Here is a 14,072-nt window from a genome sequence, read left to right on the forward strand (position 1 = left end):
GGTTGCAAAATGAGTATCGTGTGAATCGATTCAACGCAAGGTCCAAACTTTGCCGACCCCACTTTGCCGGAGGACATGACGTGAGCGCTTTGATAGACGGTATCAAAGGAAACCGCTTTGCCGTGCTAGGGCGTGCCGGCATGGACCTGTATGCCGATCCCATCGGTGTCAAAAGCGAGGATGCCGACACGTTCCACGCCGATCTGGGCGGGTCTTCCGCAAATATCTGCGCTGGTCTGGTCAAGCTGGGCAGTCAGGCATCTTTGATCACATCAGTCTCGGATGATGCGGTAGGGCGGTTCTGCCTGAACAAGCTGCGCGATTACGGCGTGGACACATCCTATATCCGCGTTCTGGGCGGTGAATACCGCATGTCGCTGGCCGTCTATGAAAGCCGAATCGAGAATTTCCAGAACGTCATCTATCGCAATGGCGCAGTCGATTTTCAGGTCACCGACGAAGATATGGACAGGGTTGATTTCTCGGCTTTCTCTGCTGTGATTTCGGCTGGAACCGTCTTTGCCGCCGAACCCTCGCGCAGCGCCACGTTCCGCGCTTTTGACAATGCCCGCGCGGCTGGTCTGCCGATCATCTTCGACATCGACTATCGCCCCTACAGCTGGCCTTCGGCTGAGGTTGCTGCGGGTGTGCTGTCGCGCGCGGGAGACGCCAGCGACCTGATCGTCGGCAATGACGAAGAATTCGGCTTCATGGCTGGCGGTATCGAAAAAGGGTTCGCAAAAGCCAAGGAACTGGCCGAAAAACCCGGCCGGATCGTCATCTACAAGATGGGCGAGAAAGGTGCCGTCACGCTGGTAGACGGTCAGGAAATTGCCACCGGCATATACCCCGTCACCGCCGTTAAACCCAACGGCGCGGGCGACAGTTTTATGGCTGGCCTGCTGGCCTCGATCGCGGCGGGGCACTCACTGAAAGACGCCGTGATGCGCGGCTCGGCTTGCGCATCAATCGTGGTTTCGCAACCCGGTTGCGCCCCCGCCATGCCCACAACACCCGAGCTGGACGCATTCCTTTCCGCCCATCCCGGCCCGACCACATAGGAGACCCCAATGCATATCGCGCCCTATGACAATCAGAACAAACCCATCGTCGATGCCGACGACCCTACGGTGCCTTTGAACTATTTCAACATCGTCAAACTGAAAAAAGGTGAGGTGTTCGAATATCAGGTGCCGGCTTATGAAACCTGCATCGCCCCCGCCATCGGCAGCGTGGATGTCGACGTTGAAGGCGTACAGTTCCCCAAGCTCGGCAACCGAGGTGAAGACGTCTGGGATGGCGAGCCCGAGGGCGTCTATGTCCCCGTCGGCACCAAGGCTCAGATGGTCTGCGTCTCGGACGAGGCCGAAATATTCATCGCCGGGGCCAAATACGACAAGGTACTGGACCCGTTCGATGTGCGCGAGCATGACCTTGTGCAATACGGCAGCGATGACACCAAAACCCATCGCAAGATCAAGCACATCCTCGGTCAGAAACAGCACGACAAGGTAGGTCGTCTGTTGGTCAGTGAGCTGTTCACTGTGGGTCAAGGCGGTTGGTCCGGATTCCCCAGTCACAAGCACGACACCAACCGCCTGCCGGAAGAGTCGCGCCATGACGAAACTTATAACTTCCGCTTCAAGCCCAATTGGGGATCGGGCCTGCAGATGTTGCAACGCGAAGATAACAAGCCCGGCGATGCCTATCACATCGTCGACGGGTCCACGATTTGCATCGACAAGGGCTATCACCCCTGCTGTGTGCTGCCGGGGTATGAGATGTACTATTTCACCATTCTCGGCGGTCTTAGCCAGAGGTCTCTGGTACAATATTTCCAGCCAACCCATGCCTACCAGATCGAGACAATTCCAGGCATCAAAGACATGATTGCAAAGTTCAAATGACCCTTGTCACGCTGAAAGACGTCCTGTCCCCCGCTTATGAACAAGGCTATGCCGTGGGCGGCCTGGTCACCCTGGGCTGGGAAGACATGCGCGCCTATGTGGCCGCGGCCGAGGCTGAAAACGCGCCGGTAATCCTGCAAGCGGGGCCTAGTTGCCGTGAACACACGCCGCTGCCTGTGCTGGGCAAGATGTTCCGCCATCTGGCCGAAAACGCCTCGGTCCCCGTCGTCGCGCATCTGGACCACGGCTATACGTATGAGGACTGCAAAATCGCGCTGGACAGCGGGTTTACATCGCTGATGTTCGACGGGTCGCGCAAGCCACTGCGGCAGAATATCGACGAGACCGCCGCGATTGCCGAAATGGCCCACGCGGCGGGGATTTCATGCGAAGGTGAGATCGGCTTTGTCGGCTATTCCGGTGGCGAAGGGTCAAATGGTACCGACCCGGCCGAGGCCGCGCAGTTCGCACGTGAAAGCGGTGTGGATGCGATGGCGATTTCTGTCGGTAACGTCCATCTGCAGCAGAACAAGGAAGGCGGCCTGGACGAAGACCGCATCCACCAGATCGACGCCGTGACCGACGTGCCCTTGGTCATTCATGGTGGTTCCGGCGTGCCGGTTGAACAGCGCACCCGCCTGGCCCGCGAGACCTCCATCTGCAAATTCAATATCGGGACCGAGCTGCGCATGGCCTTTGGCGCCGCCCTGCGCGAAGCCGTAAACAGCGACCCCGAAAGGTTCGACCGCGTCACCATTCTAAAAGAAACCCACGACCCGGTCGAAGCCGCCGCACGGCTCGTGATCCGGGCCTTCGGAGCGCCACCGCAAAGTTAATACCGGAGCATCTAACATATTGCTTCAAAATGGGGATTTTACACTCCACGAATAATCCTGATATTCGTGAGGTATGCAACGAAACGCCGAACGCTTCCTCATTAAGCTCTTGCGGGGCATTTCAACTGACCACATAGAAACTGTTAGGGATGCATGGCGGGCATTACTCTCTGATCAGGAAGAGGCCATCCCGGTCATAAAGAAAAAACTCAACTCCAATGCCTGGAAAAACAATCCTCCGGGTCCTTTACCAAAGTACTTTGGTATCCTGTTGGCCCTGCTAAGCGAGATGGACGGCGACGCGTTCCGGCAGGAAGTCATGCGGCTGGGATCGATCAAACTGCATCCAGTTCATCGCAGAACGCTGAACGTTTTGGCAAAACGGCTGGAAGATGCACCTTCAGTTTATTTGGCCGAAACCGTTCCAGTATTCATTGCCATTGACGTCGCAAATTCGCGCCGCGTCATTCGTAACCTTCAGCGTTGGAGCAAAACCAAAGGATTGTCGTTAAACGACGTGACCCGTTTCGACGTTATCGCCGAGCGGCCTGAGCTTGACTATCTGGGCAGGTACAACCTGTTCTTCTCTGGCATTGTGCTGACCCAACCAACGATCCAACTCAAAGGTCTGATTAGTTGGATTGAAACACTCAACAATGAAGTCACCTTTTACCACGAGGTCGGCCATCACGTTCTTGGGCACAGTGAGGGTGGACAGGTGGCCGAGCAAGAAGGGGAAGCCAACGCCTATGCCCGGTCCATGATCCGCGCGTCGAGACCGGTTTTCTTTTTCGTTGTGGACGTGTTCAAAAAGCCACTGAAGCTGGTCCTCAAACCCTTATTTCCGCAAAGCAAACGTAACTCAAAGCGCGCCACGTAGACCGATCGGACCTACCCGTCGCGCTCCATGATCCATTCAACCTCGGGAGCGGGTACAAAACGCCACTTGCGTAAAGGTCCGGCCATGACGTTCAGGTAGTACATCTCGAACCCATAAGGCGCGCCGCAAGGGTGATGGCCGCGCGGGACAGTCACGACGTCGCCGTCTGAGACTGCCATCGTCTCATCCAATTGACCGTCATCGGTATAGACCCGCTGAATGCCAAAGCCGTTGGCTGGGTTCAGGCGGTGGTAGTAGGTCTCTTCCAAATAGGTGATCCGCGGGTAATCATCTTCGTCATGTCGGTGGCTAGGATACGATGACCAGTGCCCGTTCGGCGTAAACACCTCGGTCACCAGCAGACTGTCAGCATAATCCTCGGCTTCCATCGCGATGTTGTTGATATAGCGCGTGTTCACCCCTTTGCCGCGTTCGGTCAGAGTGATGCCGTCGGGCCCGATCCGCCGCGCCGCGTGCCCGCCCTGGCCGGGGGCGGTGCAGACGGCGATGACGCAATCGGTTTCGGCGATGGCCTGCCACTCAGTTCCGTTTGGCAGATACAGGCAGTGCGGCGGGGTCTTCTCAAAGACATTCATCCGGTCTCCCAGAACACCCCAATCCTGGCCGCCACCAGTGATCTGCGCCTTGCCCTCGACCATGACCAAAATGACCTCGCGCTCACCAGTGGCCTCAGCCGCCTTATCCCCTGCGCGCAGATGATAGAGGCCGAACCCGACATACTGCCAACTCGCACTGGCCGGGGTGATGTCATGGACCTTGCCACGGGTACCGAAGGGTTTCTTAAGCAGGTCTGCCATTTTAGCCTCCTTGATGTTCTTGCTTCAGGCAGCTTGCCTTGTGTGCAGGGCGGATAGCGCCTCGGCCAGAATTGTTTCGGTCCAGCCCTCGACCACGGCCCTTCGCAGGATATCGGCCTGACTTTCCGGCGCGTTGCCTCCGATCGGAGGATCCGTGTCCAGATTTGTCGGAAACGGGTAGCCTTCCGCTGTGGCGGCGATGGCGGCGTCCAGTTCTGCTCCTGCCAGCTCGCCGCGCTGTTTCAGGGCAACAAGAGACGGGAAAACCTCCAGCGCCATGGCGCGGCGATCCACCGCCTCCATCGCACGCCCGAACGCGGATGAGATTTGCAGCAGGTTGGCCATCCTGTGGATGTCGGCGCTGCTGTTTTCACCCGCCGCGTGAAACAGCGCCGGGTTGAAAAACACTGCATCACCTTTTGCCAGTGGCAGTTGAACATAATTGTCTTCGAAATGATCCTGATGGGCAGTATCGTGAAACGCCAGATATCCTGATGGGTAAAGCTGTGAGAACGGCAACAGCTTTGTCGGCCCACTTTCCACTGGCATATCACAATGGGCAATCGCCCCCTGTAACGTCAGCGACGCAGTCACAAGATGGGCATGGGCCGGGTACTGGGCGGCACTGCCCGCGCTTTGAAACCCAAGGTGGTAATCCCGATGCGCCTGCTGCGCCTTACCGCCGGGACGCACCTGATTGACCTGCGCGGTGAGCTGATAGTTCGGGCCTAACCATGCCTCGCACGCTGCCGCAATCGCGGTATTCCCGAAATACAGCGCAAAGCCTTCGGGGTCGCGAAGGCACTGCTTTTGCAGCGCGTTCCAGATCCGATCATTCGCGCCCGAGGCTGCAAAGTGATCGCCCTCACCCGCCCCGCTTTGGCGTTCCTCGTCGATAAGCTCTCGGAAGATTTCGGTGGCGCGGTCGATGATAGAAGTATCCGCATATGCCCCCTTGAGGGCGATCACGCCAGCGGACTTGTCCAGCACCCAAGCCCATTCCGCCAGCAATGCCCGGCGTGTATCGGGCCGTTCCAATGCCGGGCGCAACGCCTGCATGTCATAGACAGGAATGTTCTTTTCAACCGACGCGGCAAGGGGCACCGCATCGGCCAAAAGGCTTTGTGAGGTCAACACCTTAAACTCATCCAGATCACAGGATTCCCGGTCGAAATAGCCGACATATCCAAGGTCTTGATTTACCATGACTTTTTCCTTTCTCATGGCTTTTAGTGTTGCACTCTTGGGCGGCGTGTTACGCCTTGATCTTCAACCCTGCCTTTCCGCACACGTCCACAATGTGGTCGTAACCCATCTTGGAGTATTCATAAGGTGGCGCCTTGGCTGGGTCCTGTTCCGCCTCGACCACGATCCAGCCGTCGTAGTCCATCGCCTTCAGCGCGTTTGCAATCGCCTGGAAATCAATGCAGCCGTCGCTGGGCACGGTAAAAGCCCCGGCGATAACGGCATCCAGAAAACTGCGGTTGTTTTCGCGCGTATCCTGCACCACGGCGGGCCGGATATCCTTGAAATGCACATGATGCACCCGGTCGCCCCAGCGGTTCAGGGTGGCCAGCACATCGCCGCCACCAAACAGCAGGTGGCCGGTGTCAAAGCACAGCTTCACCTCGGGGCCCGACCCCTCCATCAGCCAGTTCACCTCATCTTCGGTTTCGATGATCGTGCCCATGTGATGGTGATAGGCCATTGTCATGCCCTGATCGCCCATCCACTTGGCCAGATCGGTGATCATAGCCGCATAGGCCATAACCTCATCTTTCGACAGTTTGGGGCGGTGGTTGACCGGCGTTCCAATCTGCCCCTGCACGGTGTTCGAACACTCGGCGTAAACGATGCACGGACTGTTAAGGGCCACGAATTGCTCGACCTGCTCGCGCACAGCGTCGCGTTCAGTTGCAATGTCATTGACCAGCGACGCGCCCGAGCACCAGCCACCGCACAGCGCAATGTCGTTGCCGTCGAGATAGGCGCGCAAACCTTCGGTATCGCTGGGCATTCGCTGGCCCCGTTCGACGCCTGTATAGCCGATCTCACGCGCCTCTTTCAGCGCCTGCTCCATGGTGAAGGCCGCAGTAATGTCCGGCAGGTCATCATTCTGCCAGGCGATCGGAGAGATTCCGATTTTCACGCTCATTTCGTGTTTCTTTCCTTGATAGCAACCTCGTAGGCCGCCCGTTTTTCATTCACTTCGGGGCGGATGCTGACCTCGGGAACGGCCACTTCCCACCATGTTCCGCCATATTCGGTCGAGGGGTAGGGATCAGTGTCGATAACCACCACATACGGCCCCTTGATCTCGCCGCGTTTAGCCAGCGCGTCCTCAAGCTCGGAAATCGAGCTGACCTTGACCGAAGTCGCCCCCATCGCCGCCGCATGGGCGGCAAAGTCGATGGCAGATGGCGTTTCGTGGACTGCATGATCCAGCAGGTTGTTAAACTCGGCCCCGCCCGTGCCCATCTGCAGCCGGTTGATACAACCAAACCCGCGATTGTCGGTGATGACGACCGTGAACGAAATTCCCATCATCGCTGCCGTCGCCATTTCCGAATTCGCCATCATATAGGTGCCGTCGCCGGTAAAGCAGATCACATCACGTTCCGGCTGAGCCATCTTGATCCCCATTGCACCAGCGATTTCATAGCCCATACAGCTGAACCCGTATTCCATGTGATACGAACCCGGGCGCGGCGCTTTCCACAGCTTGTGCAACTCACCCGGCATGGTGCCCGCCGCACACATCACAACGGTGTCGTTGTGCGAGGCGCGTTGAACCGCACCCACCACCTGCATGTCGGTCGGCAGAGCGTTGCCGTCCCCCGGCGCATCGGTCAGCTTATCGACCTTGCCAAACCATTCAGCCTTCAGCGTGTCGGCCACCGGATCGGCGCGGTATCCTTGCAAGGCCCTTCCCAGCTCTTGCAGCCCGACTTGCGCGTCGGATTGCAGTGGCATGGCGCCGTGTTTTTCGGCGTCATAGGCAGCTGTGTTCAGGCAAATCGTCTCACGTTCGGGATTCGAGAACAGGCCCCATGAACCTGTAGTGAAATCCTGCAACCGCGTGCCAACTGCCAGAACCAGATCGGCGGCGGCACAAACGTCATTGGCGGGCTCACCGCCAGTGACGCCAACCGGCCCTAGATTCAAAGGGTGATCCCAGGCCAGTGCCGATTTACCAGCCTGCGTCTCGGCAACGGGGACGTTGTGCGTCTCAGCAAAGCTTTGCAGTGCATCGGTCGCGCCCGAGTAATGCACCCCACCCCCGGCAACGATAACCGGACGCTTCGCTGCCTTGATGGCCGCGACGGCACGGGCCAGTTCGCCTTCATCCGGGCGGATACGGCGCTGGTACCAGACCCGCGGCTCAAAAAAGCTTTCGGGATAGTCATAAGCTTCGGCCTGCACGTCCTGACAAAAGGCCAATGTTGCCGGTCCGCAATCGGCCGGGTCCGTCATGGTGCGGAAGGCACGCGGCAGTGCGGTCAGCAGATGTTCGGGGCGCGAGATACGGTCATAATAGCGGCTGACCGGGCGGAAACAGTCATTGGCGCTGACGGTGCCGTCGCCAAAGCTTTCGATCTGTTGCAATACCGGATCGGGTCCACGCGTGGCGAATACATCACCGGGGACGATCAGAACCGGCAGGCGGTTCACATGCGCCAGCGCGGCCGCTGTCACCATATTGGTCGCGCCCGGCCCGATCGACGAGGTCACCGCCATCGCCCGGGTACGCCGCATCTGCTTGGCATAGGCAATCGCGCAATGCGCCATGGTCTGCTCGTTATGGCCGCGATAAGTGGGAAGGGTGTCTTTGACAGCGTGCAGCGCCTCACCCAGACCTGCCACATTGCCGTGGCCGAAAATGGCCCAGACACCAGCGATGAACGGCTCTCCGGCCTCGTTCATCTGCGCACCCAGATAGCGCACCAAAGCTTGCGCTGCGGTCAGTCGGACTGTTTTGCCCATAGTGATCCCTTTCAACACAAGGCCAATTTGGCCAAGCCTGCAATTTTGTTTGATGTCGGGCCGTGGGCCCAAAATGGGGGAACGGGTTTAAACCGTTCCGCCCAAGGACCCTTCCAGTTCGGCCAGTTCCTGACCGCCTGCCATCAGGTCCTGCAACTCTTCTGGCGTGATTTCCCCGCGCCGTGCAGTGCCCAGCGTCTTGCCCCGATTCAACACGGTAAAGCGGTCGCCCACAGCCAGCGCGTGGCGCACGTTGTGGCTGATGAAAACAACGCCTACGCCTTGACTGCGCACCTTGTCGATGGTCGCCAACACGTTCGAGGTCTGGCGTACACCAAGGGCCGAGGTCGGTTCGTCCAAGATCAGAATCTTGGCGCCGAAATGAACCGCCCGAGCAATGGCCACTGTCTGACGTTCACCGCCCGACAAGGTGCCAACCGCCTGATCGGGACCACGCAGGTTGATGCCCATTTTGCGCATCTCTTCCATAGTGATTTCATCGGCCAGTTTCTTGTCGAAGAAATTGATCCCCGCGACTTTGCGCGTTGGTTCATTCCCCATAAAGAAGTTCCGGCTGACGCTCATTAGTGGGATCATCGCCAGATGCTGGTGTACGGTGGCAATTCCCGCTGCAATCGCATCACGCGGATCTTCGAAATGCATCGGCTTATCTTCAAAGAAGATCTCGCCGGCGGTGGGCTTGTGTACGCCCGACATGGTCTTGATGAAGGTCGACTTGCCCGCGCCATTGTCGCCCAGCAAACAGTGGCATTCGCCGGAACACAGATCAAAGCTGACACCGGCCAGCGCAATCACCGAACCGAAATGCTTTTGAATGTCGACCATCCGAATAATCGGTTTCTTGGCCTGCGCGTCGCCGTGGTGGAACTTGGTGTCTTCGGTCATCTCAGCGTTCTCCTGTGATGATGCGACGGATGTAGGTGTTCAGGATCACAGCACCCAGAAGGATGACACCTAGGAACACCCGGAATAGCGAGCTTTCGACACCGGCAAAAAACAGGCCCTGCTGCACGACGCCAAAGATCAACGCGCCCAACGCTGCCCCAAGGACCGAGCCATAGCCACCGGTCAGCAATGCGCCGCCAATGACCACGGCGATGATCGCCTCGAACTCTTTCAGCAATCCGCGATCCGCACCGGCCGAACCAAACTCCATCACCTGACAGGTGGCGAAAACCGTGGCGCAAAAGGCAGTGAACATGAACATCAGCACCTTGACCCGATTCACCGGCACGCCTGAGTTCCGGGCCGCTTCGGCGTCACCACCGGCAGCAAAAATCCAGTTCCCGAATTTAGTCTTGGTCAACAGCACATGGCCAAAGATGATCAGCCCGATTGCCCAGATCAGCAACATGGGAATTCCATCGACGACCGGCTGCCCTTCACGTGTGCCACGTGAGAACGTTTCGATCAGGCCATTGTTGCCCAGCCAGACAAAGAAGCCCTGAAACACCTTGCCGCCAAACACCCACGCCAACCAATCGCCTTCGGCCACGTCCTTGATGCCGCCAATGATGGTTTTGCGTTCGATAGTCTGCGGCAGGTAGATCGTGAAACCGCGCAAGATGAACAGAAATGCCAGCGTGACGATAAAACTAGGCAGCCCCGTTCGTATGACGATGTAGCCGTTCAGCGCGCCGATTGAGACACACAGGGCAAATGTCACCAGGATCGCCATCCAGACCGGCCAGCTAAGCGTGACCGAAAAGATTGCGATCATCATGCCCGCGAAACCAATCATCGAACCGACGGACAGGTCAAATTCACCCGCGATCATCAGCAGACAGGCCCCTACCGCGATTATCATGAATTGCGCCGAGACAATGGACCAGTTCATGATGCCCTGGCTATTGAACATGCCGCTGTCAAAAGCAAAAAGCAGGAAAAAGGTGAAAACAGCAACTGTCCCGACCATGCCGCCCAATTCGGGGCGGATCAGGGCGCGACGCAGTGGCGAGATCTCTTTGATCCGTTCGTCACCGCCTGCCGTGGATTGAACTGTCTCAGACATTGTGGTCCTCCCTCGCGCGGGTTTCCGAGTGTTGGAGTGAGCGGCGGGCGCACTCCTCTTGCGCCCACCGCATTGTTAAATCAGCGGTATTCGCCCGCGAACTCTTCGATTTTTGTCAGGCCGTCCGCCGTAACGAAGCCCGGACCAGAGTTGATGTTGTTGCCCGGGAGGACGCCATAGCGGTGGTAATTGGCCAGAACCACAACCGGCAGATAGGCCTGCAGGAAGGGCTGCTGGTCGATACCCCACTGGATGGTGCCGTCCTTGATGCCTTTGACGATTTCACCGCCCAGATCGAACGTGCCGAAATAAATGTCACCGGCCATTCCATTTTCCTGCAGCGCCAGAATGGTCGGGTCCGCCGATGTCGGACCAAGCGTCAGAACAGCGTCGGTTTCAGGGTTGGCGGAAAGATAGGCCAGAACCCGGTTCTTGATTTCAGCGGGGTCCTGACCGGCGTCGATCATCTGCTCGCCCAGTTCCACACCCAGACCATCGGCAAAACCTTGGCACCGCTCTTGGCTTGAGGGTTGAACGATATAGTGGTTCACACACAAGAAGGACCCGATCCCGTCCGCCTTGGCCCGCTGACCGGCAGCCAGACCCGCATCATATTCAGGCTGCCCCACATACATCAAAGCGCCAACTTCACGCGCCTTTTCGGGCGTGCCGGTGTTCATGATGATCACGTCGATGCCGGAATCCACCGCTGCCTTGATTGGACCTTCCAGAATGTCCGGGTCGGCCAGCGTGGTAATGATGCCATTGGGGCCAGACGCTGCTGCCTGGTCGATGATCCGTGCCATGTCAGCCAGGTCACCTGTGGGCGGGTTGCGGTATTCAACCTCGACACCCATCTGTTCGCCCGCCAGGGCGATGCCATTTTTGATTGTGTTCCACCAGCTGTCGCTGTCAGGGGCGTGGCTGACCAGAATGTATTTCTCACCCTCTGCCGCGACGCCGGTAGCGGTGACCAGCGCCAGCGCGCTGGCAGCCAGGGCGCTTTTTACGAACTTATTCATTTGGTTTCCTCCCATAAAAACAGTTTGTCTTTATTGCCGGGGCAGCAGCCCCAGTTATTCGGACCGGCCGAATCTCCTCCGCTCCGGGAATCTGGCGGAGCTTTCCCCAGTTTCCGGATATCCGCTCATTTTGCAACCGGTTTCAAAACATCGGCCATTGCAACAGGCTGCCCTGATTGGGCCGAACGGTTCGCAGCTTCGGCCATGGCCAGGGCAGCAACCCCGTCTTCCAGCGTCACTGGCATTGACGAACCGGACTGCACCGCCTGCACAAACGCATCCCATTCTGCGCGGTAGGCAGGCATATAGCGTTCCAGGAAAAAATAGGTCGGTTTCGCCCCAGTGATGCCGTCGGCTGTTGACTTGACTACCGCGTTTTCCAGAATGTTATGGGCCTGCAACAGCCCGCCCGACCCAAGCATTTCGATCCGCTGGTCATAACCGTAGACAGCACGCCGCGAATTCTTTATCACCGCAATCTGACCGCTTGCATAAGTCATTGTTACAACAGCTGTATCCACGTCGCCCACCCGTCCGATTTCGGGATCGACAATCGAGGTGCCGAAGGCCGAAATCTGCACCGGCAACTGCCCCATCAGATAGTTCGCCATATCGAAATCATGGATCATCATGTCCCGGAACAGACCACCCGAGACCTTGATATAGCTGACGGGTGGAGGGGCCGGATCGAAAGACGTAATCGACAACAACTCGGGCGCGCCAATTTCACCCTGATCGGCTGCGGATTTCAGAGCCGAAAAACTGGGATCGAACCGGCGATTGAACCCAACCATCACCGGTTGGCCGGTTTCCGCCGCAACGGCTTGGCAGGCAAGTGCCCGTTCAAGGCTGAGATCGACGGGTTTTTCACACAGAACCGCCTTGCCCGCCCGTGTAGCGGCCTCAATCAAGTCAGAATGGGTGTCAGTCGGCGTCGCGATCAGGACCGCATCAATCGACGGGTCTGCGATGATCTCCATCGAGTCGCGCGCGGTTGCCCCCTGTTCAGTGGCAAGGCTTTCAGCCGCATCGGAAATCGCGTCAGAGACAGCGCACAGCTGGCTTTGCGAATGCGCAGCGATGGCCTGTGCATGTACGCGACCAATGCGTCCGGCACCAAGCAATCCGATTCTGAGCATGCAGGCCTCCCGATTCTTTATTTCGAGGATACCATGATTTTCTTTGCAACCGGTTGCAAGATATTTTTCAACTTACTTGATACGATGAGGCTTAAAGGGCTCCGCCCCACGTGAGCGGGCCCCAGTAAACCGCCGTCCATTTCAAATCGTGCGATCTTTGCCCTACCCAAGCCCTTGCGCTGCCACCAGGGCCAGCCCCTCGGCCACAGCGGTAAAGACAGAGGCAAAGGAATGCTCGGCCGAAGGGAAAACGCCACGCATCGTTTCGGGCACGATGCCCATCAGGCTAGAACCCCCGACATAGACGACGCGGTCGATCTGCTGTGCAGTCAAATCAGCCTGGCGCAGAACTTCGCGTGCCCCCGTGTCCAACTGCGCGGCATGCGCGGCAAGGCTTTCGGCCACCAACACATCACTGAGTTGCGCGGTCAACCCCGTCTCGAGCATGTTCAGCATGATGGCCGGATCATTCGCCCCTGAGTTCACGGCTATTTTTCCGCGCTCCACCGCAAAGGCCAGTTCGTGACCCAATTCGTGTTCAAGCACTGTTGCAAGCCGCACTAACCGCTTGGGGGACTCGGCCAGCTTCAGCATATCGCCCACCATGCGGCGGTTCTGGGCCGTGTACAGAAAGGGGATCATTTCCCAGGTCGCAAGGTCATTGAAGATCGCGTTGGGCGTCTGCGACACGCCTTTGCCAAAAACATCTCGAACCATCGACCCTTTACCCAACAGGGGCATGACCTGATTGATGCTTATTGTACGATCAAAATCCGTACCGCCAATTCGTAACCCGTGGTTGGCCAGAATCTCGACCTCTGCGGGCCTAGTGCGGAAAACCGAAAAATCTGACGTTCCGCCACCGATATCCACAACCAATCCAACCGTGTCATCTGGCCCGGCCGCACCGTTCGCAATGGCAGCCGCGGCGGGCTCAGGGCAGAACCGGATGTCGGTAAATCCGGCGGCCTCATAACACGCGTGCAAATCAGCCTCGGCCTGCGCCTCGCGCGGATCGCCCGAGCCATGAAATACCACGGGCCGTCCCGAGACCACGCGGGTGCAAGACACGCCACGCTCGGCCTCGGCCCGCTCTCGAAGCCTGCGCAAGAAAGATCCGATAATCTCGACGAAAGTCACCCTCTGGTTCAGGATCTGGCGCTTTTCATGCATCAACGTGGTGCCCAGCACGCGTTTGAGGGCGCGCATAAATCGCCCCTCCAACCCTTCAAGCAATGCCTGATTAGCAGGCTCGCCGATCAAGGTTTCGCGGGTTTCGAAATCAAAGAAAAAGGTTGTGGGAAGGGTCGTGGCGGCGGCGTCGAACCGCACTAAACGGGGTGCACCCGCGTCCACATATGCCACCGCCGAGTTCGACGTGCCAAAATCAATGCCAATCCACGGGCTGCTGGGGGCCATGGCGCATGTCTCCGAGATGTCTTAGCAAAGACGAC

At 58.1% G+C, this 14,072-nt stretch carries 13 protein-coding genes; 4 read left to right on the forward strand and 9 right to left on the reverse strand.

Translation table 11 applies throughout. The features are described 5' to 3' along the window. Positions 1 to 80: 80 nt before the first annotated feature. The 4 genes from iolC (at position 81) to GOX21_RS12500 (ending at position 3,623) form a co-directional block, all read left to right on the forward strand. Complete coding sequence (gene iolC / locus GOX21_RS12485) at positions 81 to 1,061, forward strand: 5-dehydro-2-deoxygluconokinase (protein ID WP_170377601.1); 981 nt, start codon at positions 81 to 83, stop codon at positions 1,059 to 1,061. A 9-nt stretch (positions 1,062 to 1,070) separates the two neighbouring features. Then, a complete protein-coding gene (locus GOX21_RS12490) occupies positions 1,071 to 1,907 on the forward strand; it encodes a 5-deoxy-glucuronate isomerase (protein ID WP_170377603.1) in 837 nt (278 codons plus the stop codon). Continuing rightward, positions 1,904 to 2,743 carry a class II fructose-bisphosphate aldolase gene (locus GOX21_RS12495; RefSeq protein ID WP_170377605.1) on the forward strand — a complete coding sequence of 280 codons (840 nt, stop codon included), beginning with the start codon at positions 1,904 to 1,906 and terminating at the stop codon, positions 2,741 to 2,743. The genes GOX21_RS12490 and GOX21_RS12495 overlap by 4 nt, the downstream gene beginning before the upstream one ends. A gap of 271 nt (positions 2,744 to 3,014) precedes the next feature. Further along, positions 3,015 to 3,623 (forward strand): hypothetical protein, encoded by a 609-nt coding sequence (locus tag GOX21_RS12500; protein ID WP_170377606.1) that lies wholly within the window; start codon positions 3,015 to 3,017, stop codon positions 3,621 to 3,623. 11 nt (positions 3,624 to 3,634) lie between these two features. Here GOX21_RS12500 and iolB read toward each other — a convergent pair whose 3' ends face one another. From iolB to GOX21_RS12545, 9 genes are all read right to left on the reverse strand, one after another. Further along, complete coding sequence (gene iolB, locus GOX21_RS12505; protein ID WP_170377608.1) at positions 3,635 to 4,441, reverse strand: 5-deoxy-glucuronate isomerase; 807 nt, start codon at positions 4,439 to 4,441, stop codon at positions 3,635 to 3,637. A 24-nt stretch (positions 4,442 to 4,465) separates the two neighbouring features. Then, positions 4,466 to 5,647, reverse strand: a complete 1,182-nt coding sequence (locus GOX21_RS12510) for a phytanoyl-CoA dioxygenase family protein (protein ID WP_170377610.1) — start codon at positions 5,645 to 5,647, stop codon at positions 4,466 to 4,468. Between the two features lie 49 nt (positions 5,648 to 5,696). Continuing rightward, positions 5,697 to 6,596 (reverse strand): myo-inosose-2 dehydratase, encoded by a 900-nt coding sequence (iolE, locus tag GOX21_RS12515; RefSeq protein WP_170377612.1) that lies wholly within the window; start codon positions 6,594 to 6,596, stop codon positions 5,697 to 5,699. After that, positions 6,593 to 8,425: a 3D-(3,5/4)-trihydroxycyclohexane-1,2-dione acylhydrolase (decyclizing) gene (iolD, locus tag GOX21_RS12520; protein WP_170377614.1), complete on the reverse strand. Its 1,833-nt coding sequence runs from the start codon at positions 8,423 to 8,425 to the stop codon at positions 6,593 to 6,595. The genes iolE and iolD overlap by 4 nt, the downstream gene beginning before the upstream one ends. Before the next feature lie 87 nt (positions 8,426 to 8,512). Next, entirely contained in the window at positions 8,513 to 9,331 is an 819-nt protein-coding gene (locus GOX21_RS12525) for an ATP-binding cassette domain-containing protein (protein ID WP_170350493.1), read from the reverse strand. 1 nt (position 9,332) lies between these two features. Further along, positions 9,333 to 10,457, reverse strand: coding sequence for an ABC transporter permease (locus GOX21_RS12530; protein WP_170350495.1), 1,125 nt, complete (start codon positions 10,455 to 10,457; stop codon positions 9,333 to 9,335). An 80-nt stretch (positions 10,458 to 10,537) separates the two neighbouring features. Beyond that, positions 10,538 to 11,479 (reverse strand): sugar ABC transporter substrate-binding protein, encoded by a 942-nt coding sequence (locus tag GOX21_RS12535; RefSeq protein ID WP_170350497.1) that lies wholly within the window; start codon positions 11,477 to 11,479, stop codon positions 10,538 to 10,540. A gap of 125 nt (positions 11,480 to 11,604) precedes the next feature. Continuing rightward, entirely contained in the window at positions 11,605 to 12,618 is a 1,014-nt protein-coding gene (gene iolG, locus GOX21_RS12540; RefSeq protein ID WP_170377617.1) for an inositol 2-dehydrogenase, read from the reverse strand. Between the two features lie 162 nt (positions 12,619 to 12,780). Next, positions 12,781 to 14,037 (reverse strand): Hsp70 family protein, encoded by a 1,257-nt coding sequence (locus GOX21_RS12545; protein ID WP_170377619.1) that lies wholly within the window; start codon positions 14,035 to 14,037, stop codon positions 12,781 to 12,783. Between the last annotated feature and the right edge of the window lie 35 nt (positions 14,038 to 14,072).

This window comes from Ruegeria atlantica, from assembly GCF_013032005.1.
Classification (GTDB): Bacteria; Pseudomonadota; Alphaproteobacteria; order Rhodobacterales; family Rhodobacteraceae; genus Ruegeria; species Ruegeria atlantica_A.